This window comes from Pantoea sp. MBLJ3 (assembly GCF_000816655.1).
Lineage (GTDB): Bacteria > Pseudomonadota > Gammaproteobacteria > Enterobacterales > Enterobacteriaceae > Pantoea > Pantoea eucalypti.
Genome location: NZ_JSUT01000015.1, coordinates 19,800 through 46,011, shown reverse-complemented (window position 1 = coordinate 46,011; position 26,212 = coordinate 19,800). Strand labels below are relative to the sequence as shown.

Annotated in this window: 35 protein-coding genes and 1 tRNA gene; 24 read left to right on the top strand and 12 right to left on the bottom strand. The window is 52.5% G+C overall.

The genetic code is table 11. The annotated features are described in order from the left end of the window. Positions 1-30 precede the first annotated feature (30 nt). The 14 genes from NP77_RS18815 (at position 31) to NP77_RS18760 (ending at position 8,069) form a co-directional block, all read left to right on the top strand. Positions 31-459: a hypothetical protein gene (locus NP77_RS18815; RefSeq protein WP_039661250.1), complete on the top strand. Its 429-nt coding sequence runs from the start codon at positions 31-33 to the stop codon at positions 457-459. A gap of 8 nt (positions 460-467) precedes the next feature. After that, positions 468-752: a hypothetical protein gene (locus NP77_RS18810; protein ID WP_039661249.1), complete on the top strand. Its 285-nt coding sequence runs from the start codon at positions 468-470 to the stop codon at positions 750-752. Positions 753-903: 151 nt separating this feature from the next. Beyond that, the gene (locus tag NP77_RS23530; protein ID WP_156137306.1) at positions 904-1,068 is read left to right on the top strand and encodes a hypothetical protein; all 165 of its coding nucleotides are present in this window, start codon (positions 904-906) and stop codon (positions 1,066-1,068) included. 136 nt (positions 1,069-1,204) lie between these two features. Then, positions 1,205-1,795 (top strand): hypothetical protein, encoded by a 591-nt coding sequence (locus NP77_RS18805; protein WP_039661247.1) that lies wholly within the window; start codon positions 1,205-1,207, stop codon positions 1,793-1,795. Further along, entirely contained in the window at positions 1,796-2,314 is a 519-nt protein-coding gene (locus NP77_RS18800; protein ID WP_039661246.1) for a hypothetical protein, read from the top strand. Further along, positions 2,314-2,610: a hypothetical protein gene (locus NP77_RS18795; RefSeq protein WP_039661245.1), complete on the top strand. Its 297-nt coding sequence runs from the start codon at positions 2,314-2,316 to the stop codon at positions 2,608-2,610. Before NP77_RS18800 ends, NP77_RS18795 begins: the two co-directional genes overlap by 1 nt. Positions 2,611-2,751: 141 nt before the next feature. Then, positions 2,752-4,041 carry a DNA-directed RNA polymerase subunit alpha C-terminal domain-containing protein gene (locus NP77_RS18790; protein ID WP_039661242.1) on the top strand — a complete coding sequence of 430 codons (1,290 nt, stop codon included), beginning with the start codon at positions 2,752-2,754 and terminating at the stop codon, positions 4,039-4,041. 435 nt (positions 4,042-4,476) lie between these two features. Continuing rightward, positions 4,477-4,540, top strand: a tRNA-OTHER gene (locus tag NP77_RS18785). Positions 4,541-5,280: 740 nt separating this feature from the next. After that, positions 5,281-5,409, top strand: coding sequence for a hypothetical protein (locus NP77_RS23980; RefSeq protein WP_255351913.1), 129 nt, complete (start codon positions 5,281-5,283; stop codon positions 5,407-5,409). 284 nt (positions 5,410-5,693) lie between these two features. Beyond that, positions 5,694-5,816, top strand: a complete 123-nt coding sequence (locus NP77_RS23975; RefSeq protein WP_255351912.1) for a hypothetical protein — start codon at positions 5,694-5,696, stop codon at positions 5,814-5,816. A 282-nt stretch (positions 5,817-6,098) separates the two neighbouring features. Next, positions 6,099-6,326 carry a hypothetical protein gene (locus tag NP77_RS18775; protein ID WP_039661238.1) on the top strand — a complete coding sequence of 76 codons (228 nt, stop codon included), beginning with the start codon at positions 6,099-6,101 and terminating at the stop codon, positions 6,324-6,326. A 2-nt stretch (positions 6,327-6,328) separates the two neighbouring features. Then, entirely contained in the window at positions 6,329-6,913 is a 585-nt protein-coding gene (locus NP77_RS18770; RefSeq protein ID WP_039661237.1) for an MW1434 family type I TA system toxin, read from the top strand. Next, complete coding sequence (locus NP77_RS18765) at positions 6,913-7,263, top strand: hypothetical protein (protein WP_039661235.1); 351 nt, start codon at positions 6,913-6,915, stop codon at positions 7,261-7,263. The genes NP77_RS18770 and NP77_RS18765 overlap by 1 nt, the downstream gene beginning before the upstream one ends. A gap of 398 nt (positions 7,264-7,661) precedes the next feature. Further along, positions 7,662-8,069: a hypothetical protein gene (locus NP77_RS18760; protein WP_039661233.1), complete on the top strand. Its 408-nt coding sequence runs from the start codon at positions 7,662-7,664 to the stop codon at positions 8,067-8,069. A 16-nt stretch (positions 8,070-8,085) separates the two neighbouring features. On the opposite strand, the gene NP77_RS18755 is transcribed toward NP77_RS18760, so the two are convergent. Both NP77_RS18755 and parM read right to left on the bottom strand, forming a co-directional pair. Further along, positions 8,086-8,619: a hypothetical protein gene (locus NP77_RS18755; protein ID WP_039661232.1), complete on the bottom strand. Its 534-nt coding sequence runs from the start codon at positions 8,617-8,619 to the stop codon at positions 8,086-8,088. 2 nt (positions 8,620-8,621) lie between these two features. After that, on the bottom strand, positions 8,622-9,746 hold the full coding sequence (parM, locus tag NP77_RS18750; protein WP_039661230.1) for a ParM/StbA family protein: 1,125 nt from the start codon (positions 9,744-9,746) through the stop codon (positions 8,622-8,624). A 185-nt stretch (positions 9,747-9,931) separates the two neighbouring features. Here parM and NP77_RS18745 point away from each other — a divergent pair, with 185 nt between their 5' ends. Both NP77_RS18745 and NP77_RS18740 read left to right on the top strand, forming a co-directional pair. Next, positions 9,932-11,209 carry a hypothetical protein gene (locus NP77_RS18745; RefSeq protein ID WP_039661229.1) on the top strand — a complete coding sequence of 426 codons (1,278 nt, stop codon included), beginning with the start codon at positions 9,932-9,934 and terminating at the stop codon, positions 11,207-11,209. Beyond that, positions 11,209-12,720 carry a terminase gene (locus tag NP77_RS18740; protein WP_039661227.1) on the top strand — a complete coding sequence of 504 codons (1,512 nt, stop codon included), beginning with the start codon at positions 11,209-11,211 and terminating at the stop codon, positions 12,718-12,720. Before NP77_RS18745 ends, NP77_RS18740 begins: the two co-directional genes overlap by 1 nt. A gap of 123 nt (positions 12,721-12,843) precedes the next feature. Here NP77_RS18740 and NP77_RS18735 read toward each other — a convergent pair whose 3' ends face one another. After that, complete coding sequence (locus tag NP77_RS18735; RefSeq protein WP_039661226.1) at positions 12,844-13,923, bottom strand: hypothetical protein; 1,080 nt, start codon at positions 13,921-13,923, stop codon at positions 12,844-12,846. Positions 13,924-14,532: 609 nt separating this feature from the next. Between NP77_RS18735 and NP77_RS18730 the strand changes: the two genes are divergently transcribed. The 6 genes from NP77_RS18730 (at position 14,533) to NP77_RS18705 (ending at position 18,456) form a co-directional block, all read left to right on the top strand. Further along, entirely contained in the window at positions 14,533-15,564 is a 1,032-nt protein-coding gene (locus NP77_RS18730; RefSeq protein ID WP_039661225.1) for a tyrosine-type recombinase/integrase, read from the top strand. 93 nt (positions 15,565-15,657) lie between these two features. Next, positions 15,658-15,990 carry a hypothetical protein gene (locus NP77_RS18725; RefSeq protein ID WP_039661224.1) on the top strand — a complete coding sequence of 111 codons (333 nt, stop codon included), beginning with the start codon at positions 15,658-15,660 and terminating at the stop codon, positions 15,988-15,990. After that, a complete protein-coding gene (locus NP77_RS18720) occupies positions 15,990-16,448 on the top strand; it encodes a hypothetical protein (protein WP_039661223.1) in 459 nt (152 codons plus the stop codon). The genes NP77_RS18725 and NP77_RS18720 overlap by 1 nt, the downstream gene beginning before the upstream one ends. A gap of 111 nt (positions 16,449-16,559) precedes the next feature. Next, positions 16,560-17,051, top strand: coding sequence for a hypothetical protein (locus NP77_RS18715; RefSeq protein WP_039661221.1), 492 nt, complete (start codon positions 16,560-16,562; stop codon positions 17,049-17,051). Then, positions 17,038-17,649 (top strand): dUTP diphosphatase, encoded by a 612-nt coding sequence (gene dut / locus NP77_RS18710; protein ID WP_072040373.1) that lies wholly within the window; start codon positions 17,038-17,040, stop codon positions 17,647-17,649. The genes NP77_RS18715 and dut overlap by 14 nt, the downstream gene beginning before the upstream one ends. Before the next feature lie 9 nt (positions 17,650-17,658). After that, positions 17,659-18,456, top strand: coding sequence for a hypothetical protein (locus NP77_RS18705; RefSeq protein ID WP_039661220.1), 798 nt, complete (start codon positions 17,659-17,661; stop codon positions 18,454-18,456). Between the two features lie 168 nt (positions 18,457-18,624). Here NP77_RS18705 and NP77_RS18700 read toward each other — a convergent pair whose 3' ends face one another. Further along, complete coding sequence (locus tag NP77_RS18700; protein ID WP_039661218.1) at positions 18,625-19,374, bottom strand: hypothetical protein; 750 nt, start codon at positions 19,372-19,374, stop codon at positions 18,625-18,627. A 160-nt stretch (positions 19,375-19,534) separates the two neighbouring features. Continuing rightward, positions 19,535-20,215 (bottom strand): SOS response-associated peptidase family protein, encoded by a 681-nt coding sequence (locus NP77_RS18695; protein ID WP_039661217.1) that lies wholly within the window; start codon positions 20,213-20,215, stop codon positions 19,535-19,537. Between the two features lie 137 nt (positions 20,216-20,352). On the opposite strand from NP77_RS18695, the gene NP77_RS18690 reads away from it, so the two are divergent. Continuing rightward, complete coding sequence (locus NP77_RS18690; RefSeq protein ID WP_039661215.1) at positions 20,353-20,730, top strand: peptidase; 378 nt, start codon at positions 20,353-20,355, stop codon at positions 20,728-20,730. A gap of 35 nt (positions 20,731-20,765) precedes the next feature. On the opposite strand, the gene NP77_RS18685 is transcribed toward NP77_RS18690, so the two are convergent. Then, on the bottom strand, positions 20,766-21,134 hold the full coding sequence (locus tag NP77_RS18685) for a helix-turn-helix transcriptional regulator (protein ID WP_039661213.1): 369 nt from the start codon (positions 21,132-21,134) through the stop codon (positions 20,766-20,768). 85 nt (positions 21,135-21,219) lie between these two features. Beyond that, positions 21,220-21,495 (bottom strand): type II toxin-antitoxin system RelE/ParE family toxin, encoded by a 276-nt coding sequence (locus NP77_RS18680; protein ID WP_039661212.1) that lies wholly within the window; start codon positions 21,493-21,495, stop codon positions 21,220-21,222. Positions 21,496-21,720: 225 nt separating this feature from the next. On the opposite strand from NP77_RS18680, the gene umuC reads away from it, so the two are divergent. Next, positions 21,721-22,983 carry a translesion error-prone DNA polymerase V subunit UmuC gene (umuC, locus tag NP77_RS18675; protein WP_039661209.1) on the top strand — a complete coding sequence of 421 codons (1,263 nt, stop codon included), beginning with the start codon at positions 21,721-21,723 and terminating at the stop codon, positions 22,981-22,983. 51 nt (positions 22,984-23,034) lie between these two features. Here the strand turns inward: umuC and NP77_RS18670 are convergent, their stop codons facing one another. From NP77_RS18670 to NP77_RS23525, 5 genes are all read right to left on the bottom strand, one after another. After that, positions 23,035-23,373, bottom strand: a complete 339-nt coding sequence (locus NP77_RS18670; protein ID WP_039661207.1) for a type II toxin-antitoxin system RelE/ParE family toxin — start codon at positions 23,371-23,373, stop codon at positions 23,035-23,037. Between the two features lie 14 nt (positions 23,374-23,387). Continuing rightward, entirely contained in the window at positions 23,388-23,663 is a 276-nt protein-coding gene (locus NP77_RS18665; RefSeq protein ID WP_039661206.1) for a hypothetical protein, read from the bottom strand. Between the two features lie 252 nt (positions 23,664-23,915). Further along, on the bottom strand, positions 23,916-24,332 hold the full coding sequence (locus NP77_RS18660) for a hypothetical protein (RefSeq protein WP_039661204.1): 417 nt from the start codon (positions 24,330-24,332) through the stop codon (positions 23,916-23,918). A gap of 274 nt (positions 24,333-24,606) precedes the next feature. Continuing rightward, positions 24,607-25,683: an acyltransferase gene (locus tag NP77_RS18655; RefSeq protein WP_039661202.1), complete on the bottom strand. Its 1,077-nt coding sequence runs from the start codon at positions 25,681-25,683 to the stop codon at positions 24,607-24,609. 112 nt (positions 25,684-25,795) lie between these two features. Next, the gene (locus tag NP77_RS23525; RefSeq protein WP_156137305.1) at positions 25,796-25,939 is read right to left on the bottom strand and encodes a hypothetical protein; all 144 of its coding nucleotides are present in this window, start codon (positions 25,937-25,939) and stop codon (positions 25,796-25,798) included. Between the last annotated feature and the right edge of the window lie 273 nt (positions 25,940-26,212).

Below are 26,212 nucleotides of genomic sequence, written 5' to 3'. Positions count from 1 at the left end.
TTCAGGAGCGGCCCGAAAGGGCCGTCTAATATGACCACACTGATTGATACCATTAAACCGACTGAAACCTACATCGAGAGCCTGCTACCTCTGGCACTGGACGGGCGAACCGAGGAAGCGTTTTCAGTAAACTATCTGGAAAATTTAGTAAAGCGCGTTAGCAGTGCGAGACTCGCATACCGGGCTTTCGGTCCATGGTGGCCTGCGATTAAAACGTTGTTGCTGGAACGTGCTACTACTAAATTCGGGCAGGTAGTTGAAAGTGATATTGCTGAAATATACTCGCTTTCACGTCCTGCCCTCACGATCATTGCTGCTCATCTGTATGCTGACGAGCGCACTGAGAACGATGCAGTATTCAGTGCTTACCATCTGCTTCCTGTTGTGCCGTCGGCGGATGATACTGAACCTTATCTGTACGTCAGCTATGATGAATCCATAGAAAAAAGAAGATATTAGGAGACACCGTGCCGCGAGAAAACAAATACCTCAAGCTGGAGGAACTGGAAGCCTATGCCTATGCCAATTGCGCGGAGCTGAATTTTTACCCCCCGACTGGGGTATTCACGATGCGCGATCGCAAGGACAATGAAACATGGGTATGGGTCATTAATCCCTACACAAAGGAGAGGGTCAAGCGGGTACGGGAACTGGATAAAACCAGCTGGATTTTCGCCCTGCAGGATGCACTTGAGCGCCTGAAAACTGCATCTGGAGCCTTGTTGCAGGTGAAAAGTGACAAAAAGTCATGAATCTTGTTGACGGTAAATTAGAAAACCCTTAGATTGCATTAAGCAGCCAAGGCGGCGACAAAGAAAAAGCCCGACCATATGGCCGGGCTTTCACTTTGCAGGGGTTCAGTTTGGCGACGTACACCCCTGCACCTAACAAAGAGAATATACCATGATTAATTTTGCGCAGCGTGATTTTGTTAATACCACTCCAAACAAGGCTCCAGTAGCTGAAGCCACAACGATTCCTAATATGATCGGCAAATTCGTTGTACTCGGTCTGTCCACAACCGGTCTTGTCTATACCCTGATGTTTATGTGGATGGCGCACCAGTAAACTGATAACTGCCTGTAATCACTATCTTTGAAAGATGTAGATTACAGGCTTGTTTTTTCCCGTCTCAGCGTTAAAAATACCCCCCAACGCAGATCCACCTTTTAGACTATTTAATCATCGGTTGGCAAATCCGGATATGCGCTTCAGTGAAGAGTGGTTGCACTCCTACAAGAAAAACCAAAAAACCCGTCCAAAAGTAGCTGATAAATCTGCTGGTGGAGCGTCGGTAAAATCCGGCAAAGCGTCGGCCTGGTTAGCAGCAGTTACTGAAATATCGGTTCACGCAAAAGCGCTGGCCGCTCTCGTCAAAAAACCCGATCTGCGCAAAGGCAGGCAAGAGCACTACGATCAGGTTCGAATCTTTGACCATTTTCACCGTCACAACAGGGTTATTTATGACCATCTGTATGCCGTACCTAACGGAGGATTTCGCCTAAAGGCGACCGCCGCAGCAATTGAGGCTGAGGGCGCAAAGCGGGGCGTTCCGGATATGTCCCTGGAAATACCGGCAGGCATCTATCACGGAATGCGGGTAGAGCAGAAACACGGTAAGCGTATGCCTTCAGAGCATCAGGTGACGTGGATGCGTCGCCTTAAGGAGCAGGGGTATTACGTTCTTTTATCATTTTCACCTGAAGATACGATCAGCGTGATGGAGCAGTACGCAATTCTCACAGCCGGTGAAGCAATGCCAGCGCATGAGAACGACGGTTTCTGGAGCGAATAAGTGCTTTTTGATGCGCAATTTTTTACCGGATGCCCCACGTTTGAGCAGTATGCGCGCCGCAATAAAACGCGCGACAGCTTAGGCCGGGGGCTTTCGGTTTTTGCCGACATGGCTATGGAAGTCGGCATTTTTAAAGTACCTAAGCAGGAGCTTATGACGCGCAGCGGCATGAGCAACCGCCAGCTGAACTATTTCGGCGGCGTGAAGGGGATTAGCTACATCTTGAGAAAATCATTAACAGAAGGACGCGGACGCATGACTACGGCACAGATCGAATCTTTGAGCAAAATTGGTATCGGTGCCATTGCGTGCAGCTATGACCAGGCCTTGCTGAAAATGAAAGAAGATCCGGCTTTGCTGATGCGTCGTGAAGCGTGGAAGCCGGGTTATTTTGTGTCGCTGGAGCAGGAGCATGAAGGCTGTGACGTGCTGGAACTGACTCATCCGGACGGCACTACAGAAATGCATGATATGAGCATTGAAGATATGCGCGTCTGTGACTGGGTAGTTATCAGCTGATGGGCCTGAATAAGCCATTTCATTACCATTCGGTCTGTTACATGGGCGACAACGGCAAAATGCGATCCGGTGTGGTCCAGCTGGCCACGCGACAGGTATCCCGTCAGGTGCTGGAGAATGTCCGGGTTACGCTGAGCTTTGACGAAAACGCAGTGCTGGTCTCGCACAGTTACCTGGGCCGCATGACGCAGGCAGAGTATGAGACCGGCGAGATCAAAGTGCCGTCTGTACTGTTGAATGTTGTGATGATTGTCACTGTAGCCGCCCTAGTCATAGCGGCGTTAAAACTGTTCTAATCCTCTGCTGGTGGCGGAGTCCGGGACAATGCCACCAGCTATCCTCCCTCAATCATTCAATGAAATCTAAGAAAAGTCTTAGACAGTGGTTAATTTCGAGTTATCATCCGCCGCAATTCAAACGCGGATCTGATTCTCACTATGACAACTCTCGCTCCACTCCAGCAGCTGCAAAATCTCCCTGAATGCAACGTTGATGACGATGTACTTCACCAGGCCTTTGTCACCGCCTACGGCCAGCTTAATTCCGTCCGTAAACGCCTGACGCTCGATGACCTGGAGCTGCGCCTTCTTGATAACTGCACTAACGCGCTGGAGCAGATCCAGATCGATATCGGTTTGCGCCTCAATTATGAAGCGGATACCTACAATCTGATGTTCGAGGCGCTGGAGCAGGTACAGCAGCAGCTGGCCGCGCAGTCCGCACTCCACAACGAAATAACGAAAATCCGTCTCGATGCGCAGAACGCCATTGAAGAAGCCAGAGACGCGGCAAAAGAAAGCGTGCTGGAAGCAGAGAACCGGGCAATCAGAGCGGAAACGAAGCTACAGAATATGGAGTCCGCCCTGACGACCGCGCAGCTGGCGCTGGCCACGCTGAATCAGGAGCACACGCAGTACCGCCGTAAGCACCCTGAACGCCTGGCAACTGACCTGAACGAGCGGGACAAAACCATTTCGCAGATGCGCGCTGACCGCAAAAAGGAAAGCGTTAAACGCCAGGACTTACAGAGCAAACTGAACATTGCGGATAAGGTTGTAGGCGATGAGCGTCGCCTGCGCGCAGAGACGGCTAACGACCTGCTTAAGACAACCGCGCTATATAACCACCTGAAAGAGCGTGTCGATTTCCACGATGGCCGGGAAGACGTGCAGCAGTTCCTGCTTCAGCTGCCGGACGGCTCCGGTGACGTGGGCTGCTACATCTACAACTTCCACTTTGGTCTGAGCGTCTTCCACGGCATCCGCGACGTCTCTATTGAAATGGCTGATTTCCATTTCCAGATCCGCACCGCGATGATGCTTGCAATGGATGTAGTGCCAGGTATATGGGGCAATCCGGTATTCCGTCTGCTGCCTGAACTTGAGCCGATGTGGGATACCGCTGTTAACGACGAGCTCCACGCACGCATCATGAAGCGCATAGCGCAGGATTTCCCACGTCTCCACCAGCGCATTCTGGACGGCAAAGCCTCGCCGGTCTCCGAGCTGGTCATACCGACACGCGCCCTTAACGCACTGACTAAGGCCGGATATGAGACGGTTGCCGATGCTGGTGGCGAGCTCCCTGCTGAGCTGGCGAAAGTGAAGGGGTTAAGCGAGGCTTCTGTGATGGAGATCCGCGCTGCCGTGAACAGCTGGTGTATAAAATGGGCGAAAGCCAACGGCGATATTGAGAACATTACAAACCCGAAAGTAAAGCGCCGCTAACTCTCACATACCTCCCTTCTTTTGCTTTGAAAATCTAAGAAAACTCTTAGATTTTCATTGCTTCATAACTCCATTTTGTGTACATTTCTCCCCGCTGACAAGGGCATCTCGGCTCTATACAAAATCATGATAGGCATTTGGCGGGTTAGGCATAACTGTCTGTTTAATCCGCATTTTTTCACAAATCAAAGTCTATTCCAGAGTAGGCTTTGCTGTGTGTGTAGGATTTTATGCCCGGTAGTTTCCGGGCCTTTTTTCCAGGCTCAGCCGTGAGCGCATCAAGGTGTGCTGACGGCTGAAACGGGGAAACGCTTCGGCAGCGAGGCAAACGCAATGCAAATCTGGCAGGTGCCTCCACACCTATTTGTTACCGCAAGCGGGCAGGTTGACCAGATACCTAAGTGTCCGCGCCGGGTATGCACCGGCAATTATTCAGCAGGTTTAGCTCAGTCGGTAGAGTGTTCCATTGTCGGCGGTTCAATTCCGCCAACCTGCACCAGTTCGTAACGGGCCGCACCCGGTTATTAGCTTTTTCCGGGTGTGTTATGAGTAGGGTGAACGGCAAGTAGCCCCTCCTGTCATGGCAGTGAACGCGGTTGATGGACTAATCCCGCGCATAGAACGCCCCATGAGGCTTAAACATGTTCCCGCCTGATCCTCGTAAGGGATCACTATTTGTGAGCGCGCTGATGCTTCTGTCGTTTTACTGGCGTTTGGCGAAAGATTACCTCTGTCAGCGCGCTCACAAATGGGGGAATGCGGCTGTGCGCACGTGGGACGGAACAGTTACCTGACGCTTTGCAAATTCCTTTACATGACCCGTCCGTAGATTCCGTATCGGACAGCTGGTGGCACCAGCCCCCCATGCATTACACGTCAACACCAGGCGATGCCCTGTTTACTGGCTAATTTGGCTGGTGGCGGGGCAGGGTATCGGCAGACCTCAACACGCCGTGACTGCTGGGAAAGTCCAGCCCATAACGGCGAGGACACTGGCAGGTGACTGAAATAACAACTGGCGCGTGGTTGCTCAGTGTTCTCGACCGTTGTGGTGATCGCTTTCACACACCGTAGGAGTTGTGGATCTGGAATCCACGGGGCGAAAGCCTTGTCTGTGAATCAACACAGGCGGTCAGCGATGGGCTGCGAAAGCAAAGCGGGTTTAAGTCCCGCCTCATGGAACAATCGCGCTAACGGAAAACGATCACAACAACCTCATTTCCCACGACAGGACGCGATATGTCGTTATCAGAGTTTGCTGCAGAGCACCCGTTTCTCACCGTGATTTATGCGCTGGTGGCCATCTATGCCATCGAGACATTCATCAAGGCGGTAAGCGGCGGCAGGAAGAAGCAGCGCCGCAAATAAGGCACACTAACAGGAAAGAGCATTGATGCTTTGCGCAGAGCGCCATTGGACTAGGAATGGTCAGTGCTCTATCCGTTGTGGTGCATTCGCAGTTGCTGCTGCGATCGCAAGACTGGCCCCCGCTTCTTCAGTCGCGTACACAGGGGTTAAAGCCGCCAGTAACCAGGTTGACCAGTCACTTGAGGGGTTACTTGCCGGATATGGCACCGGCCACCACTAACGCTATACCTGATATGTCAGGCATTATCAGTGTCAGACAGTCAGTTTATCCGGACGCAGAGCGCATGAGTGACAGCACCTACACAAAGATCATCAGAGCCATGCAGTTTGTCATGTTTCACTGCCTGCTTAATGCCGGACTGTTTGCCGGTCATAAGTGGCTTATCGCGCAGCTGGTGGCGGGCTGATACAGGACAACAGGTAAGAGCGCCTGCAATGTGCTTTTACCGTTGTGTTGTCGCTTAACGGAAGCAACCGCCGTTCCATGTAATAGCCGTTAGGCCTGATGGGGACAAACGGACGGTAGCCGGTTCGAATCCGGACAGCACAATGCCATTACAGCCACCCGGCCATGCGCCGGTACAGGCATCAGATTACCGCCGCGCGTATCCCACGCCGGATTTAACCAGGTGAAATTTAATCACCGGCGCCTGCCGGGGATTCTGCACGCCTGCAGGAAGAGAAAACGCATGAAGAAGATCGCACTGATGGGGGCAATTATGGGAAGCCTCAGCTGGATTGCCCGTCGTCCGCCAACCTTTCCCGTCCCGCAGGTCAGAACGCTGGTGGTGGAGGAGACCCGGCCAACCGTGCAGGAAGAGATCGAACAGGGAATACGTCGTTTGGCCACAAACAATGCAGGCGTGAAGAAACAAAGACAGGCAGCGCAGAAGCGCAAACAGAAACGAGACTACTGATAATGATGACCGCTCAACAGTTAAACGCAACCATCGGCATGATTGCAGATGCAGAAGCCGACTATGCAGGCGACTACATGGCACTCCTGGCCGTGATTGAACGCCTCGGATATACCATTACAGATACGTCTGAGACCAAAAATGACGGTTATGCAGCCATTATTAGTAAAAGCGGCCTGACAATGACCGGTCATGGCGAAACACTGAACCACGCCGCCTGTGTTGCGCTGATTAAGCTCAACGATCTGATCTTGCGCAACGAAGCGATGATTAATACCGGCGAACTGAATTTCAGGCAGGAGCACGCACCGTTGGCCGTGGCGCAGTTATGGCTGTCAGAGGGCTGCAAGGTAGCGCGGGCAGCGTGGGGGAAGGGTGTATATCTGCGCCTCAGCAGAGGCATGATGCGCGCCACACTGAACGGGACAGACATGTACGGCGTACCGGCTCGTTACTTTGACTGCAACCCGGAGGCTACTGTCACGCAGATGCCCCAGCTGCTACTCATTGATGCAGAACAGCTGACCGTCTCTGACTGGGCGCCGGCTTCTACCGATATTCTCGCAAACGACTGGAAGCTGGTGTAATGGAAATGCAGAAAATTATCTGGCTGGCTCAGCTGGCCTGGCGTGCTGATAACTGCAAAATCACGTCAATCTCATGCAAACACAGTAATTCCTGCGCAGGTTCCGAAACCTCAACTATGCTCGTTGGCGGCACAGTGACGCTTGAGCTCAGCAAAATCTGTGGCGTGTGCTTCGCATGGCGTGCAGAACAGCTGGTGGCGCACTTCGAATCAACTCCCAGATTTGCTTACAGCGTGGATATCACCAAAGGTGTACGGCTATGGGGCTGGTTTTCGTGGGTGACGACGGGGAAGCTGCGCCAAAACAGCACTACGACGGCATTATTCAGACGCTCGCACGTGACATGGTAACTTTATGGTCCAGTGTGGTAAGCCACTGCCTGAAAAGCATCCACTGACTGCCTGATTCAGCTCCTGCCGGGTGAAAACCCTCATCCGGCACTATCAGCCCGCCTGATTTGATTGAAACTCTAAGTAAAGCATCTGGATTCGCGCCCATGCCCGGCCAGAAGATATATTAATCAATGGTACTGACATTCACCGCCGCAACCACTGCCAGATACTGCCAGCGCTACAATCTTCTCTCCCGGATAAAGCCACCAACCAGTTTAGCTAAACACTTTTTGCACACGGATTTGTCCTGAATACCCGCTCATACCTCCTAATAATGGCGATATTTACGCCGTTCGCACTTGCTCGAATTATACAATCCTTAGAATTGCTTGTAGTTAATTCAAGCGGAGCAGTACATGGACAAAAAGGTGAGCAGTATAGAGGTGGCCGATCTGTTAATACGCAGGCGGGACTACATGACAGTGGCCGAAGTTACCAGGCTGGTGGAAACGGAATACCCGCACTTAGTGGTGAATACCGGCATTATCTCCAATATCCTGCGCTCTTTTGTCCGTTCCCCGTTCGCACAGTGCCGGGTTCACCCTGACGCCTATCCCCGGCAGTATCGCCTGGAGGCCATGAACGGCTATATCTTCAAGGTGCGCGGAAGAAAGGATCTGAATTACGAATCGCTGTGCGTGGAAAGCGCCACGAAGATGGTTCTCCAAAAAAAGGAACTGGAACAGCTGTCAGTATGCGCGCTGGCAAGGGAACTGATGGATATGTGCAGAAGGGGAAGAATCGAAAATGCCCCGCTCATGTGAACGGGGCTGAGGGTAATCAGGACTGTCCGACGTTCTTTTTGTTAGCGTTAAGCAGGCTGCGTGCCTTGCCTGCGTTAGCCATAGCCGGATTGCCCCATGCCTGTGGCCTATCATCATCTTCCAGAGACTCAGATGAACTCCGGGCAGACGTAGCGACTGGCTGTGCAGGCTCAGCTGCAGCGACGGGTTCCACTGGCGCAGATTCTGCCGCTGGTGGCTCGACGGACTCCGGCATAGCCTTTTCTGTCGCTGGTGGGGCAGCAGCAACCGGCACGCCAGCGCTTTCACCCAGGAGGGCGCTAATCATGGTAAGCAGACGCTGCAGGCGCTCACGCTCAGACATTTTCAGGAACTTCTTGCCATCCGTTGTCTGCAACAGCTCGATGACGGGACTCAGGCCCATTTCATCCAGCGCGTAGCCACTGCGCACCAGGCGCACCAGATAGCTACGCTTGGCCGCGTTGGTCTGCAACCGGTTATATTCAGCCAGAGCAGCGCCGGTGAGTAACCCGTCGTCCTCCAGCCCACTTAATCTTAATACCTGACTCATAGTTAACCTTTATCGCTGGCGCGGCTTTTAATGTCGCTTACTTTTGCCGTCTCTTTGATCGTTTCGCGCAGCTCATCCTCTGACGACATAAGCGCCATGAATACGCCACGCGCAATGGAAAGCTCTGGCTGTGCCGGGATGATGACCATATCGTGCCAATCAGCTGTATGGTCGCTCAGGCCTGCCTGACGGCCAGCCAGATAGTTAGCACCGCCACCAACAACCAGAACAGCATCAAGGGCAATTACGTTGCGCAGTAAAGAACGCACGTCACGCCAGATTTCTGACGCCAGTTCCCCCGCTGCCTGATCGATAACGCTGGTTACGTCGATACGCTTGTCTTTAGCGGCTTCCATACGTGAACCGATATAGCCCTGACGGATAATGTCGTCCACGATGCCAACCGGGATTTCTTCTGCGTTGAATGAGCGCCCGGAAGTCTTTTCAAACTCCTGCAGCAGCACCAGAACGCGGTTGATCATCTTCTGAATGCCGTGCTCAAAGCTGGCCTTTTTAATTGGCACCAGCTCTTCATCCACGATAGCGATATCACAGGTGAATCGGCCGATATCAATCACGAGAATGGTCTGTGCCTGCTCCAGATCAGGAAACTCTGTCTGTGCGGCCAGAATCGCCGGTACGGCTTCCGGGAAGACTTCAACGTGTCTTATACGCGCTGGCGCGACGTCGCCGCTGTAGTTGCGCACAGGCTTTTTCAGGCTTTCAACTTTGCGGTTGATACGGTCCTGATTGATAACGCCGGTGCCGCTGTAGAACTGCCCGATTGGCAGGGTTTCACCCAGGATGACGTCGCAATCCACGATGCCAGCACGTTTCAGGCATTCATGAACCAGCACACGGTGTGGGGCGGAAATCTGGTAGTCCGGGTCGCAGGTGTCGTACAGGTCAGTAAAGCCCTTTTTAACGACGGTATAGGCTGCTTCGTTCCCATTATCATTTTCGGTAAACCAGGTAGCTGACGCATGGTTTGAGTAGGACTGCTGGTGGCCCTCATGGACCAATGAAGGGGTAATGAGGGAAAGCCATTGGCCGTTTTCCTCATAGGCAATCGTAACGTTACCTGAACCCGCATCTACAGCTACTAAAACAGCTTTTTTATTAGTCATTTAAATTATCCAGTGGTTTATTTCGTACTTTGATTGAGGTTTAAAAGTATCACTAATTTTAAAAAAATGACACTTAAACGGTAACTTTCCAGCGCGTTTGTGTAGTACCTGATCATTATTGTGATCACTGCAAATTACAGACTCCATACCATCCCGGTTTATTGGCCTCTTTTGAACGATAAACCATGTCCAAAGTTAACTGGGATGACCACAGAAAAGCCTTCATCGAGCAGAAGGCGCAGAGCGGGATAACCGTCAAAGAGTACTGTGAGCACTACGGTCTGCCGTTTAACACCGCACGCCGGGAGCTGAACGGCAAAGCGCTGGCCGCAATGCGTGATCAGGCTGGTGATCACAATCATGATCATTTGAGTGATCACGCTTCTGATCATCAGAATGGTCACACCAGAAAAGAAGACCTGATCATCCGCCAAAACGGGCGAAAACTCAGGCACAGCACGGCTTTAGAGGGGGTACTGGAACCACGCGAAGAGACAGCAGCGCAGCCTGGCGCGAAGAAAAAGCCCAATGCTTCACACGCCAAAAAGATCATAAATGACAGTGTTCAAGATTCCGGGCGCCCGAAGCACACCCCGAAGCCCCGCGGGGAGGGTAAACCCTTTGAGGAAGGTAACGAGACTAAGCTGGTCGCCAACCGGCGTGGCTACCCGCGGCCGCAGGATTATGAAGCGGCTTTAGAGGTGCTGGGCGAGGGTGTCGAAGCCAGCGCCATGACAGTGCTGTTTGACTCACTGGCCCACATGGACCTGCTGAAGCGCACCACGGCGCGTGCGGTCGAACTGTTTGAGCTGGAAGCCGACAACCTGAAGAACGGCGGCAAAAAGGATGATGACGAAGGCGGCGGCGGACCACATCCCATCCTGAAAATGACAAAGCTGATGATCGAGGTCGGCTATCTCGTCAATGACCACGCCACACGGGTAGCGGCGATCGCCAGCGGCACCGATAAGAACCGGCGAGACAATGAGAAGCATGCGCTGACTCATAACGCCGGTGAGGTGATCAGCCGTGCCTATCAGCTGCGCGAGGAAAAGGACTGGGATTTACTGGAGACGGCGGAGTACATCGAGCGGCACGGTATCAAACTGCCAGAGTCACTATCCAGACGCCTTGAGAACGAGCTCAAGAACGCCGAACCGCCAGTTGATGAGCGCGGCGCGGTCACTGAGGACGAACTGGACCGGGATGCGCGTAAGTTCCGGGAACAGCAGGCCAATAGCGCGGCGTTTGTTGAGTCGCGCCGTGCGGAAGTGGCAGCGCTGGTTGATGGCGGCGGATTTGGTGACGTCCAGGCAGACGGAGAGAACCGCGCCGGCGAAACAGCGGGCGAGGGTAATCTCAACGGCAACTTTGACTACATGGCCACGGCGGAGCTGTACGGCGACGACATAGACGACATGCCGCCTGAGATAGACGTTATACCGGGCGAGGACGAAGCCTGATGGGTGGCCAGAAGCGCATAAAGAGCGTCACCACTGACCTGCGCTGGCGGGATATGGTTATCCGCTACCGCTACAACTGGGCGCTGGCCGTCGTTGAGCTATTTGGCATGATCCCCACCTGGCAGCAGGAAGAGATCATGAACTCCGTACAGGAGACGGGGAGTCAGACTACAGTGACGTCCGGACACGGTACCGGTAAATCATCCCTTACGGCCATGATGCTGCTTATCTACATGCTCATGTATCCGGATGCCCGTGTAATCATCGTGGCCAACAAAATCGGGCAGGTTAAGACCGGCGTATTCAAGTACGTCAAAACCTACTGGGCGAACGCCTCCAGACGTCACCCGTGGCTACAAAACTACTTCACCCTGACTGACACGATGTTTTATGAGAAGTCGCGTAAGGGTATATGGGAGGTGCTGTGTAAGGGCTATCGCCTGGGTAACGAGGAAGCGCTTGCCGGTGAGCACGCCGCGCACATTCTGCTGATCCTTGATGAGGCGTCGGGTATCTCTGACAAAGCGATCGCAATCATGCGTGGTGCGCTGACAGAAGAAGATAACCGCATGCTGATGATGTCGCAGCCTACTCGCCCCAGTGGTTACTTCTATGACTCGCACCATTCGTTAGCCAGACACGCGGATAACCCTAACGGCTTCTGGAATGCCATTGTCCTCAATTCCGAGGAAGCGCCGCACGTTACCCTGAAATTCATCCGTGAAAAGCTGGTGGAGTACGGGGGCCGCGACTCACTGGAATACATGGTGAAGGTGCTGGGCCGCTTCCCGCGCAACGTCAGCGGCTATCTGCTGGGGCGTGACGAGTGCGATCGCGCAGCACGCCGCAAAGTGTTTCTGGAGAAGGGCTGGGGCTGGGTTGCTACCGCTGACGTCGGTAACGGGCGTGATAAGTCGATACTCAACATCTGTAAAGTATCCGGGTACGGTGATGCGCGCCGTGTCGTGTCGTTTAAGCTGGTGGAAATGCCCGGTACGATGGACCCGATCTCATTCGGTGACTACATCGCCAATGAATGCACGCAGGAGCGCTATCCGGGCATTACCATTGCGGTCGATGGTGACGGCGTGGGTTCGGGTACGCTTAAGCAGCTGGAGCGCAGGGGCGTTAACGCTGTCAGCATCCGCTGGGGCCAGCCGCCATTCAGTAAGAAGGTGAGGGAGCGATTCAAGAACCAGCGCGCCTGGTCGAACATCATGGCCGCTGATGCGATCCGGTCGGGCAGGATGCGCATAGATATCTCACAGCACACGGCAGAGCAGGCCTCAAAGATTCCGTACTTTATGGATGAAATGGGGCGGATCATGATGGTGCCTAAGCCACAGATGCGCCAGAAACTTAACATCAAGTCGCCTGACCGCTGGGATACTTACTGCTTCATTTTCCTGATTGGCTACCGTCCGGCTGAGGCCGAACTGAGCGAAGATATGGCCGATTTCACACAGAGCAAGCTGGATGAACTGTCAGAGCTGGATGCGTTGCTGACCTGACCACCAGCAGATAACCACTATAGTCAGTAAACGGATAAGAAAGACACAGGCAGGTTGATTAATAGCTATAAAAAAGGGCGCTTGTGCGCCCTTCTGTTTTCCCTGCTGGTGGCAGAATACTGATTATTTGTCCTGATTTTTCAGGTTACTTTCCAGTTCACGCAGCAGGCTGTACATGTTACGCATATTCTTTCCGGCGCGAGGCTCTTCTCCGCCGTAACGCTTACGGATTTCAGGCATCGTCAACTGTTCTGTATCACCAGCGGCTACCTTCTTATCCAGGAGCGCCCAGTCGTAGGCTTCCAGCTTCTCCAGCAAATCGCGGTTTTCTTCGATTTCAGCTTTAAACAGACGCGCTTCCGCTGCGTCTTTTGCCTTCGCAATCTTAGCCTTTGCCCTGTTCTCAAACTGAGCACGGCGTGTGTTTACGGTGTACGCCACTGAGGAACGCTGCGCGGCCAGCACCTTGCTATATTCCACGTCTTCCATGGTGTACAGCTTGGCATTAGGCAGGATTGAACATGGTACGGGTGAGATAGCATCGTATGGCGACGTGTAATTACCGTTACTCGTAACGTTCAGCTTGATATCGCGCTCTTTATCCAGCTTGTCGCCGTAAATCAGCATCCCATGTGCGCCATAGCGGAAAGATTCACCTTCATCTTTCTTATCATCGGTATAGCGCGCTGTTACTTGGATATCAGAATAGTTGCTAGTGCGTGCGCGGTACATTGCGCCTGGCGCTGCAGCTTCAATCCCTTTCATTTCATCTTCCAGCGACATGATTGCACCGGCAGCAAAAGGAACTTTACGCAGCTTGTTTATCTGCTTCTCATAACGCTTAAGGATATCTTCGCGGGTGTGGTTCGCGGTGGCCGTTGCACGGAAGCGGTTAATAGTGACGTGCTTTGGATTGGTGATCAGTACAGGAACCGGCAGATAGAGGTTCGTGGTGATCGCGATAGAGCGCTCTTTGCGCTTTTCTTCTGCCAGGTCTGCAAAGCTCTGCCAGTCAGCCAGCAGGTGCTCGGCACGCTTAAAGGCTTTCTTGTCAGTGATAAAGCCAATCGGGCGGCATTCTTCACCCAGGGAGTTTCTATCGCTAAAAATCTGGTTGTCCGTGATGAGAGTCAGCCACTCTTTTTGTACCTGTAGAAAATGTTTATAACGCTTCTCAAATTCTACATCGCTGAAGTTAGGCATAATTGTATTCCAAAAATATTAATGAGCGGTACAAGTCTCTCTGGACTTAATGCAGGCGAATATAGACAGAAACAGTAGCCATGTAAAATTAACTCTCCTTAGAATTGCAATAATAAGAATAGTCTGCATTTGGCATCTGTCAGATATTTCTGCTGTACAGGCTCGCTAATGAAACTGTGTGCAAAAAGTGTGTGTCTGTTACCCGGCACTACGAGTGCCACCCGAAGGTTTCCAGTGATAACAGTTTCGGAAAGCAATCAAATGAATGCCAAATGATCATATATGAAGGCACCCTGGCGATCACGAACAATAACGTAACGAATTTGCAAATTTTTCGATTTAGCTACTCTCTAAAGCAGGCATCGGGCAAAATGTGCCGAAAAAGGAAACTTTAAATAATAAGCCTTATATAAAGTTACCCCTGTTTCATGTATGCTTGATCAGTGTTTGATGATCAAATGATCAGGTAAGCGGAACCGCTGGCAAACTGAGTGCTTTGTGAGCGGTTTTGCATCAGGCGTCGCTACGTGAAATCTGACGCATGACACCCCTGCTGTTTTCGTAGATTTCGCGTAGCGTTGTCTCTCTGATTTGGGATGGAATATATAAATGAAACATCTGGCTCAAATAAAAACCGGCGCTCTCCCGGCAGAATTAACTCAATTAACGCCGGAAGACATTGCTAATAACCTGCGGAGATTCATCGCAGATAAGGCCGCTTATTCCGAGAATACTTTCCGCGACCTTTTATCTGTCATCCGCCGCTGGGCCTTCTGGTGTAATGAGCGTGACGTTGGGTATCTGCCGATCGACCCGGATCTGGCGCGGGAATACTTCCTCGACATGGCAGAAAGCGGCCTGGCATCCAGCACCATCGACAAGCATTACGCCATGATGAACATGCTGTGCCGGGAAAGTGGACTCCCTGAACTCAGGGGAAGCGTGGACCTGAAACGCTCCCTGAAACGCATCCGGCGTGAAGCCGTTCTGCAGGGTGAGCGCACCGGCCAGGCTGTGCCGTTCCGACTGCCAGACCTGCAGCTACTGTCGCACCTGATGGGCCGGTCCGAACGGCTGACCGATCAGCGCAACCTGGCATTCCTGTTTGTCGCCTACAACACCCTGTGCCGTATGTCCGAGCTCAGCCGAATCCGGGTGCGCGATCTGGATATCAGCGACAGTGGCCATGTGATCATTAACCTGTCTCACACAAAGACGATGGTCACGGCGGCTGGCGTGATTAAGCACCTCAGCCGCGCCGCTGCCGGTCACCTGCTGCACTGGCTGGAGCTATCCGGGCTGATTCATCATCCTGACGCGATGGTTTTTGGGCCGGTCCGGCACAACAACACGGCTGGCGTGTCTGAAAAGCCTATGTCAGCACCGGCAACTGAGAAGATATTCAAAGACGCCTGGGATCTGCTGGGTAAAGAGCCGGTACAGGACAATAAAGGCCGTTATGCGAAATGGTCCGGTCACAGCGCCCGCGTAGGTGCGGCGATGGATATGGCAGAACGCGACGCCACAATTACGCAGATCATGCAGGAAGGCACATGGCAGGACCCAAAAACCGTTATGCGCTACCTGCGTCGCTCTGAAAGCCAGAAAGGCAAAATGTCGGGAATACTGGACGGAGAATAGAGAATTAAGTTTATCGAAATCTAAAGAAATAATAATTGTAACGGTAGCTTTTATCCCCCACAATTCAGGCCATCCCGCATCCTGCGAATACCGATGGCCAGACAACAAATCTTACTGACACGCACATTCATCATTGACGGCCACCAGCTGACCTTTACCGCCATCGAGCGCGACGGCGTGGCGCTGGTGGAGTATGGCGTTTCTACGCTGTCAGAATCTGTCCCATTGCTGACCCTCGAAAAACCCAGGATCGACCAATACAGTGCCTGGTACTACGTGGAATACCTCACCGAACGCGCCGCAAATAAGCTACTGGAGTATTACAGAAGTGAATTTGCCACATTTGTCGGGCTGGTGGACAACGTATTCACCCGGCAGGAAACAAACACCTTCAGCAGCCGGGAACGGCTCTTTATGGGGAAATAATGTCTGTTACCGGCAACGTCGTTAACTTCTTCGTGGCAGTGGCTATGGCACACGACATCTCTAACCCTATCGGCACCTATTCCAGCGGCTCTTACGTTGATTCCTGCACCGGCCAGTACTGGGGCGAAGAAATATTCAGGCACCCCAAAACCATTGCATCGCTCGTTAAGTACGGCGCGATCGAGTACGCACGCGACCAGGACCACGGCGAGATCATCCGCTTTGAGGACCGGCGCGAAGTGCTGAGCGAGTTTGCGCGTGGCTATGCCGACGCAGAAGACGGCCAGTGTACAGAGGAAGGCGCGATTGATTCCGGCGTACCGCACGCCTATCTGTCTGGCGCACAGTTCTGCCGCAGGCGCAGCAAGCTAGGGGGCATGGCTTTCAGGCTGGATCAGGGGCGCGTGTGTCACGGCGTGGTGTGCGTGGATACGGGCCAGAAGTGGACGCAGGACTAAAGAAAAAGGGAACCATCGCTGGCTCCCTTATTCCGTTCAATCAATCAGGTTCAAACGTTAACCACTGGATGTAGGTATCCGAAATAAACCACTGGCAAGGATAACAGAACTTTGAAGCGCCTTTTACCAAAACTTAAAATTTTCCGCGCACGCTATCCGGAAACGGCCTCAGCCGTGCTGCTGCTGCTGAAGGATGAGCGTATCGCCACGCGCCGTCGCTTTACCCGCGCCCTGCCCGACACGTCAACGCACGTTATCCGGGGAACGCTGCTGGACCTGCAAAAAAACGGGCTGATTGCGCGATCCATTGATAACGAATACACCCTGGCCGTGTCTGCCGCGTATGCCACCAGCCTGACACCCCTGAAGATGGGGAAGATTGAAGAGTACATTCTGATGCTGCTCGACAAGCGCCGGTTCATCACCGCCAGAAACGTGCGTCAGGAGTTTGACGTAAGCCATTCCCTTTTCCTGCAGTCCGTTAAGAAACTCATTGCACGCGGGCTGGTGGAGTACACAGACGTCCCACTGTATGAGGACTCTGTTCGTAAACGCCGCCACTACACCTTTAAATCACCGGAGTTAAGTCATGCCACAAGTTAAGATCAAACGCCTCACACCAGACGCCGTTCTGCCGTTCCGTGGTTCGGACGGCGCTGCAGCGTGGGATATCACCGCGCTGGATGTGAAACTCACCGTTGTACAGACGCCAGGCGCGGCCCGCCAGCCGCGTGCATGGTGGATCACTACCGGGCTGGCCGTGGAGATCCCGCCAGGCTACTGCATGAAGATTTATCCCCGTTCCGGGCTGGCGGCGGATAACTTCCTGCGCCTGGCTAACAATGTGGCCATTATCGACAGTGATTACCGTGGCGAGATCAGACTGCGCATGATTGCTGATGAAGGTGGCCAGTTCATTGAGCCGAAAGCAGGCATGGTCATTGCGCAGGCGATGATTGAGAAAGTGGAGTCTGTCACCTGGAAAGAAGTCGATACCCTGTCCGAGACCAATCGCGGCGATGGCGGCTTTGGCTCTACCACAGCGGTACAGACCGATCCGGCCCCTACTGAAGACGCGACTATGGCCACCCCGGCAGATTCGCAGGAGCCCGCGCCGGTAGACGCAGCACCGGCAGAAGAGCCAGCAGCGACCGAGACTACCAGCACCGCGACCGTGACCAAAAAGACCACCAGCAAATAAGGCCCGATCATGACCAAGTACATCATCAGCAAAACCACGACGATCGAGCTTAACGAGAAAGGCGAGATCCGCCCGGAAGACCTGGAAGCCGCACTTGTGGCCGCGCTGGGGTTTGAGCCGCAGGAAATCGAAGGCGTCACTGTATGGGGTAACAAAAATGAGCGCTACTGGCTGATTCACAGCCAGGAACTGCCAGAGGATGAAGCCAGCCGCCAGGAGGCAGTAAAAGCTATCAACGAGAAAACTGGCGCGCTGCCGCTGGCTCCAGCACAGGATAAGAGCTTTGCGCAGCTGCTCATGCGTCAGATTTCGATGAACGTTACCGGCGAGGCATTTGTAGACGGTTCTCTTACGGGCTTGTGGCGTGTGGAGACAATCAGCCCGTACATGCCTTATAACGTAAAATTGCACGGCGGCATCCTCACCGGCAGGCTGCAACCTGTCAGTGTGTCGCAAACTTCGCTCCCACTGGCGGTCTGCCTGCTTTTCCTCCAGGCATTAGGCGTGGGCCAGCGTGCTTATGTGTTCATCCCGGACGGCGCAGAGGCCGAGCCGCAGCTGATCTACATTACGGCAGAGAATGAGAAAACCCTGAAGGAAGTGGCACCTGAAACGAACCTGTTCCGTATGGAAGGCCTGGATAAGTACGCGGTTGTCGGATTGGATGCGGATATGGTGAAAGAAGCCATCGAAAAGGCGGAGTTGCTGCGCACTATCCTGCTGGCAAAGGCGAAAACCGACACCCCACAGCCTGAGCCGGAGCTGGTGGCCGCAGCGCCAGCGCATGAGCCGCAGAAAGCGGAATAAAAGGCGTTAAGGCCTGCCGGAATTATCGGGCGCAGGTGTATCGGGCTGGTGGCTAAATAGCTTAATATATTCTAAGGGTTTTCTAATTTGTTGGTGCATTTCTTAGCCTGTGTTGCCATTAGCCTTTGCTCCAAAGCCCCCTAACAGGGGCTTTTTTTTGCTTTCAGGTCACTTAAAGCACGGAGCTATTGAGTGTGTCTGTCCGTTGTTTAAAAGAACACCAGTTACCATATCCATGCCCTTTTCCGTCATGATTTTTTTCAAATCATTCGTACAAAATGCAGCCTCCCACGTTTCTGTTTTTTTCGTGTTTTCGTCAAAAATGGCATTATCATCTTCAGCGCCTGGCTGGGTTAATAATCGCTTCGAAGATGTGTCAAAGTCGATTCGATAGGTATTTAGAGGCTTGCTCACAACGTGATAAGCCTTAGTCAGTTTAACTTTGCCATTGCCAAAGGTTTTCGCAATTGATGTACCGTACTGTGTAAGTACTGGAGTCTCATCTTTGTAGTTTTCTGGCTTATTAGAAAAGTCAGCGTGCGAAAAAAATGTTTCAGACACATCCCCCCGGTAGATGGAGCGGATGATTAGAGAATTATCCTTTACCACGTACATTCTCTGTATATCTTCTGGTAATTCGCCATACCAGCGAGGCCCAGTAAGAGATTCATCCAGGATGCCAATGTGGCCATCAACGGAACGGCAGCGGTAGGAAAATTTCTGGCCGTCCTGTGGGCGCGTGTACTTGACTCGTGCGGAACCATCCGCCAGCAGTGTTGAGTTCATAGTTGAAATATCGCGCTTCAGCATATCGTTCAAGGTTGCACGGCAGATATCAGTCATCGGATATTCATCATCTTGAGCATGCGCCGTTAAGGACGCAAAACTTACCAATGCACCTAAAATTATAATTTTCATTAGCCTATCCAGAGAGGGGAAACACTTAACCCCAATATCGGCCCCAAAGAATTAAAACTTTATGAGGCATATTGCCACACCGCGTTGCGTTAGAAGCGCAATCCGGAAGCGATACCCGGCGGAGAGATACCCATATAGATTTTTGTGAACGGTAAGGGCATTAATCTTTATCTGCGGTTAAAGCCCCGATGAGCTCACTTCCCTGGTGATGAATATTGCCTACTTTTTTACTGACAGGATGCCAGGTAAATGCTTTTTCCGGAACGGCAGCATCATGGGCAATTTCTTCCGCACGCGCTGGGGACGTTTCATTGCTGAGCCACTCACGAACGGCATCAGGCGTAATCACCAGCGGTCGCCTGTCATGTATATCGACCATGCCCTGATTGCTGGCTGATGTGACAATTACGAACCCCTCTTTGCCGTGGTCCTGACCGTAAGGCTGTCTGCCGATGGCGGCGAAGAAAAGCGGCTCCTTTTTTTTGTGAAAGATGAAGAATGGCTGCTTCTCACCACCTTCTTTCTGCCATTCGAACCAGCCATCAGCAGGCACGATAGCGCGGCCATGATTCCATAGAGGCTTAAACATGCGTCCGCTTGCAGCTGTCTCACCGCGCGCGTTGATAAGTGGCTGCTTATCCCACCATTCCGGTCCGTAGCCCCAGTACACCGGATCGAGGCGCAGCGAATCTTCCTGTTCGTTTAGCAGTAATACTTTAGTGCCTGGTGCTACGTTAAAGCGCCCGACAGGTGCCGGATCGAATGTGATTTCGTCGGGGGTCAGGCCGAGTGCATCAAAATAATCATCGCGGCTGCTGTACTGCGCAAATCTTCCACACATAGGTACCTCCTTCTGTTGATGTAAGGATAGCGACGTATACTGATATCTGGAGTATTAATTGCGCCTGCGCGACGGACACCTAGTCGCTATCAGGTTCATCTCATAAGGCTGAAAAGCTGTTAAGAATGGAGCAATTCATGGCCTTTCAGAGTCCGGCCCAAAACTACACTGAAACGCGCCTGAACCTGGGCGATCTGGTGCATCTTTCCCCGTACTCAACCTACCTCATGCGCAGTGAAAGCGACTGCCCCGACGCGGGAATTGTTAAAGGGTCCGTGCTGGCTATCGACCGTGCGCTTAAGCCGGCACATGGCCAGCTTATCGTTGCCGAGCTCGACGGCGAGCTGACGCTCAGGCGATTGCTGCTTAATCCGATACCGGCATTGCAGGCGCTGGACGCGGACGAGACAGTAACGCTGCTCGATGTGAGCCAGGCGCTTCCTGTATGGGGTGTGGTGGCCTATGCCCTGACAGACGTGGCCGGAATGGGTTTTAATGCTATGCCGCAGGATTAAAAAAGCCCGCACGCGGCGGGCTTAGTGGCGGGTGGTTAATACAGCTGTGTTACGCGGCAGTCGTAGATGCGGGCCAGCTTTTCAAGCGTTACCTTTTGAGGCTTCGCTCTTTTCTCCATGTTGGAGACGCCAGCCTGGGTAATACCCAGCGCTTCGGCGACATACTCTTGCGAGTAGCCGCGATATAAGCGCCATGCAGCGTGCAGCGGCACGTTGTTTTCGTGACGAATATCAACCACCGCACCGGGGATTGTTTCGTCGTCATTATCATCAGCTTCATAGGGAACAGACTCGAAAAACTCAGCCAGTTCGCTTTCTGCCGCCAGTTTATTGAATAACTCAATCGGTATTACGGCGCTGATGCGGTTGCCTTCGGCATCCGTCATAAATTGTATTGCACTCATGCTATGACACTCTCTCTCTTTCATTTGAGTTTCAGTGTTCGGGCATAGATGGAGAAGCAGTCAGGCGGGTTTCCCCGCCGTCCTTTTACCGTTTGCTGTATGTCTTACTTGTCCGTCTCAACACTTCCAGTATCTCGATAACTACCGGCTGACCTTTCACAATTTTCCAAAGTACGCGGTAGTTACCTACCACCAGCTTTCGTCGTTGCTCTTTGTCGTCCGTCAGCTTTTCAATAACCAGGTGCTCAACGTCGGGCCAGTTACGCAGTTCCCGGATTCTGTCGCGTATCATACTGCGATACGGTTCAGGAATCTGGCTCAGCTGCTTATCGGCTTTTCGTTTCCACTCAAGCTCCGGCATTTGCCTCTCCATGTTGTTAAAGAACATATCCCGTTGGGATGAGATAAATATAACTAAATTCGTGTGACATGTAAAGATATTTAGTTATTTGGTGATATATTTAGTTTTGGAGGCATAACTAATTGCAGTTCACGTAGTGATAAAAGCATAACTAAATCACCATGTTGATAATTTTGCAGGCCTCACCAATACTTCATAATTAAACAGTAACTTAGGTAGTCCGGTATGTTCGCCCTGGCTGATGCCAATAACTTCTACGCCTCCTGTGAAACCATATTCAGGCCCGATCTGCGGGGTAAGCCGGTTGTCGTTGTTTCGAACAATGACGGCTGTGTGATCGCACGTTCAGCGGAGGCAAAGCGCCTGGGGATCAAGATGGCGGCGCCGTTGTTTCTGAATGAGCGCTTTTTCACGGAGAACGGCGTGCATGTGTTCAGTTCCAATTACGAGCTGTACGGCGATATGTCGGCCCGCATGATGGCCCTGTTAGGTGAAATGGCGGCAGGACAGGAGGTTTATTCCATTGATGAATCCTTTCTGGACGTCACCGGCATCAACAATGTGATCCCGCTTGAGACGTTCGGACAGCAGATGCGAGAGCGTATCCGGAAGGAAACCGGGCTGATAATCGGCGTGGGGTTTGGCCCATCCAAGACGCTGGCCAAGCTGGCTAACCATGCCGCGAAAAAGTGGACGCAGACAAAGGGCGTGGTGGATTTGTCCAGTCGGACCCGGCAGCGCAAACTACTGCACCTGACCGACGTCAGCGATATATGGGGAATCGGACCGCGTATCACCAAGCGCATGTATCAGCTGGGGATCAACACGGCACTGCAGCTGGCTGACAGCAATATCAGCATGATCAGGAAGAATTTCGACGTTATCGTTGAGCGCACCACGCGTGAACTGAATGGCGAATCCTGCATTGCAATGGAAGACGCCCCGCCGCCGAAGCAGAACATCCTCAACTCCAGGTCATTTGGCGAGAGGATCACTGAGCTGGTGGACATGAAACAGGCTGTAGTGCTGTATGCCACCCGTGCGGCGGAGAAGCTGAGAGAACAAAACTCACGTTGCCGTCATATCAGCGTGTCGATTACCACTGCCAGGCACGCGAACGAGCCCCAGTATTCGAATACGGCTTCCTGTGTCTGTGATTACCCCACCAGCGATACGCGGGACATTATCGAATCTGCCCTGCGTGGACTGAACACCATCTGGCGGGACGGCTACCGGTACGCAAAAGCAGGCGTCATGTTGGGGGATTTTTACCAGTCAGACGTCGCGCAGTTTGACCTGTTCAGTGAGCAGCAGCCGCGAGCTAATGCTGATGCGCTAATGGCAGCACTGGACGCTATCAATCGATCTGGAATAGGAAAGGTATTCTTTGCGGGACAGGGAGAGCATGACAGTGCGTGGCAGATGAAGCGTGAAATGTTATCACCTCGCTATACAACGAGATTGAAAGATATCCCAAGAATAAAGTGATCATACTGACAGGACGGCACAAAAAAGCCCGGAATATCCGGGCATTGAGTGTCATTTCAGTATGTTATAGCGGTAAAGCATTTTTTGAAAATCCTGCTTCATATTCACGAAAAGCAGTATTTCAATGTGAGAACCATCAAAATGGTAAAGCACACGATGTTCTGTTTCTACATCAAGCCTTTCACGCAACATTAAGCCGAGCTCTGAAAGATGAGGATTAAAGCGGTATCTTTCAGGATCTTCCATGATGTTCAATACTGAGTCGTTTAGCAGATTTTCAACTAAAGCCGCTGCCCGATCCGACCCGATGAAATCGCTTTTATAAGACTCAATATCCTGGAGACACTGAACCGCGATTTCTGATACTTCGATTGTGTACTGACTTGTCACTCAACACCTGCCTTTTATTTTCTTGCGGCACGTAACCTCCTTAGTGCTTCTTCAGGAGACATGCCTTTGCCATCTGCGATTTCCTTTCTAGCCTGCATTGCCAGCTTAAAAAGGGCGTTTATGTTTCTCTCTTCTGCCATTTCTCTCAGTTCAGCCTGACGTTCTGCAGCTGTCTGAATAAAAAGTTCTGCTACTCCATTTTTCGTAACGTACATTCCTCCTTCGAAGTTTTGAGCATTTCCTAAACTGTCTCTCGCTACTTTCTGCGACATAGTTTGGGCTTCGGCCATTGTGCATTCCTCATTTGAGATTCACTGGTGAGAGCAGCAATCTCTGTCTCCTAGTTAAGGCTTCGCTACATTGCTAAGCTCGTTTCTCACTGGTGCTGTAAACACAGCAGTTATTAGAACTATATCACGCGTGGTAGAATTGAGTACATATTTATCCACCACTTTTATCGGCTCAACGATAGGGGCTTAGCGTCTTAAAAGTAAGTCTGCTAACTATAGTGAACGTTTATCCCCGACCGCACGCCGGTTAACTTATGCCCGACGCTGGTTAATTTCTTCATGTAGTGCGTCGCGCTCCTTCTCTGCATCCACCAGCCGCTGTGTGAGCATCATCAGGCCGTTATGGTGTGAGTATGCCGCCACCAGTGCTTCTGCTGCCTCCAGCTGCTCCTGCTGTGCGATCCATTGCTGCGCATGCTTTCGTGTCATCGCCTCGATAAACATTTCCGCTGCAGCGTCGGGATTGCCCTCAAACGTCACCCTGCCCTTATTCACTGTAAGCTGCGCCCGCGTGCCGTCTGTGCTGTGAAACGACACCACCAGCGGCACCGGAATAATTGGCAGAGAAAATGCTATGCCGGCGTTCAGGATTAATTCTCCGGCGATCGCTGGTTCTGACGATGCGGCCGCATTTGCGGCAAGGGGTTGTAAGTCGATTGGAATGGTCATGCTGGTGGCCTCTAAGTCAGTGTGACGGCCAGGATATGAGGTTTGTAATATTGGTAACGGTGCTTCCCAAACTAAACCTAATGTTAGCCATGTAGCCTGCCACCAGCACACAGCTATGCTGCTGTTGCATACAAGATGGACATTCCCTGCGATACGATTTGCCTGCCCTGTGCAGGCTTTTTTTATATATAAGGTGGAGTGCTGGATAAGAGATTGTAAGGCAGTAAAAAGCCCGCTTGATGCGGGCTTAGTTGAGAGAGTTGAGGGTTGCGGGCTATGCGTCGTTGCTTGCGTTACGAAGCACTTTCTCTCTGTGTCGGCGCGCAATCTTCTGTCCGATTGGCTCAATATAACGGTAGCTGAGCCAGCCCAGCAGCAGCGCTAGCAGGACGTTACACACGAAGAACGTCATGCCCTGGTCCGTGAATGCTTTTGCTAACCGGGCTTTGGTCACGATATGGATCAGATATACAGAGAAAGAAATATCCCCCAGCAACACCAACCAACGCGGCGTGATGCGCCCTAACCAGCTGTCGTTAAACGCCACAGCGGCCAGCAGCAGTGCCAGTACAGTACCAGACGCCATCATGCCATGACCTATATGCTGGTAGCTGATAATGTGCTGCACAAACAGTGCAACTGCAGCCAGCAGGAACGGCACCCGCACGGCAACCGGCAGGCGCGCCATGTGTGGGTAAACCAGACCAATCAGTACGCCTGCAGCGAACTGCCAGATAATCGGGTTCGTCATCAGGTTCAGGTAGGCGTAGCCCAGGTCATATCCTTCTACCAGCAGCGTCGGCTGGTGGCCTGCTGCCATCGGTACTGCCACAAGCACCGCGCCCAGCATTGCGGCCAGCGCCACCCAGCGTGCGCGCACCAGCAGGCAGACAGCCATCATCAGGTAAAACAGAAACTCGTAGTTGAGCGTCCAGCGCACGCCCATAAACCCGTTGTCGTCCACGTAAAACGGCGCGTGCTGCGGCAGGTAAACGGATAGCGTCGCCGCGCTAATCACCGCCTGCGTCTTCTCAGCATAGTGAAACGTCGCCATTCCACCGCTTAAGAAAAAGTTGATCAGCAGCAGAATGAAGTAGGCAGGCAGCAGGCGCAGCGCACGGCGCTTCAGGAAATCGCCTGCTGCAGCGAATCCAGTACCCATGCGCGAGACAGAGAGTGTGATAACAAAGCCACTGAGGATGAAAAACAGATCCACACCAACAACGCCGGTTGAAAGCAGTTTGGTTAATGCCGGGTACTGGTCCTGTATCTGGTAGCGGAAATGAAAGGTAACGACGGCGAGGCAGGCAAGCCCGCGAAGCGCCTGAATAGATTTAAGTTGTTGTGTCATAAGTCCGTTTGAAAATCGTCTGTATAGCGTAAAGAAGCGCGCATTCTAGGGATGCTGGCGGCTTAGGGCAACCGCCAGCAGGCGCGGGAAACGCATGCGTTTAGTGGATCTGTTATTTCTGCGGGCTGGTGGCACCGGTACTGAACGGAATTGCCAGCTCATCCACCAGCCGCGTCAGACTATGAGCTGGCAACGTTATCGCGTAAAAACGTGTCGCCGCATTTACTGCAATACCACTGCCTGTTGTAACTCTCACGCGCCCTGCGCCGGTTATGGCGGTTGAGGTGAGCCACCAGCACTGTTATCAGCAATGCGATAACTGCTCCGGTAATTACCGATCCCAGTACTGTGGTCGCCGGTATATCGAGTATCATCCAGGCAGACAGGAGGAAAGAGCCGACAAATGTAAGCACCTCCAGCTTTCCGCCAGCTGGTGCATTACGCGAAGCAGCAACCGACTGACGCGTTGATCTGCCCTGCCGTCTACTTCCACCCGATCCGCGATTCGATACCCACCCTGTGTGGCTGA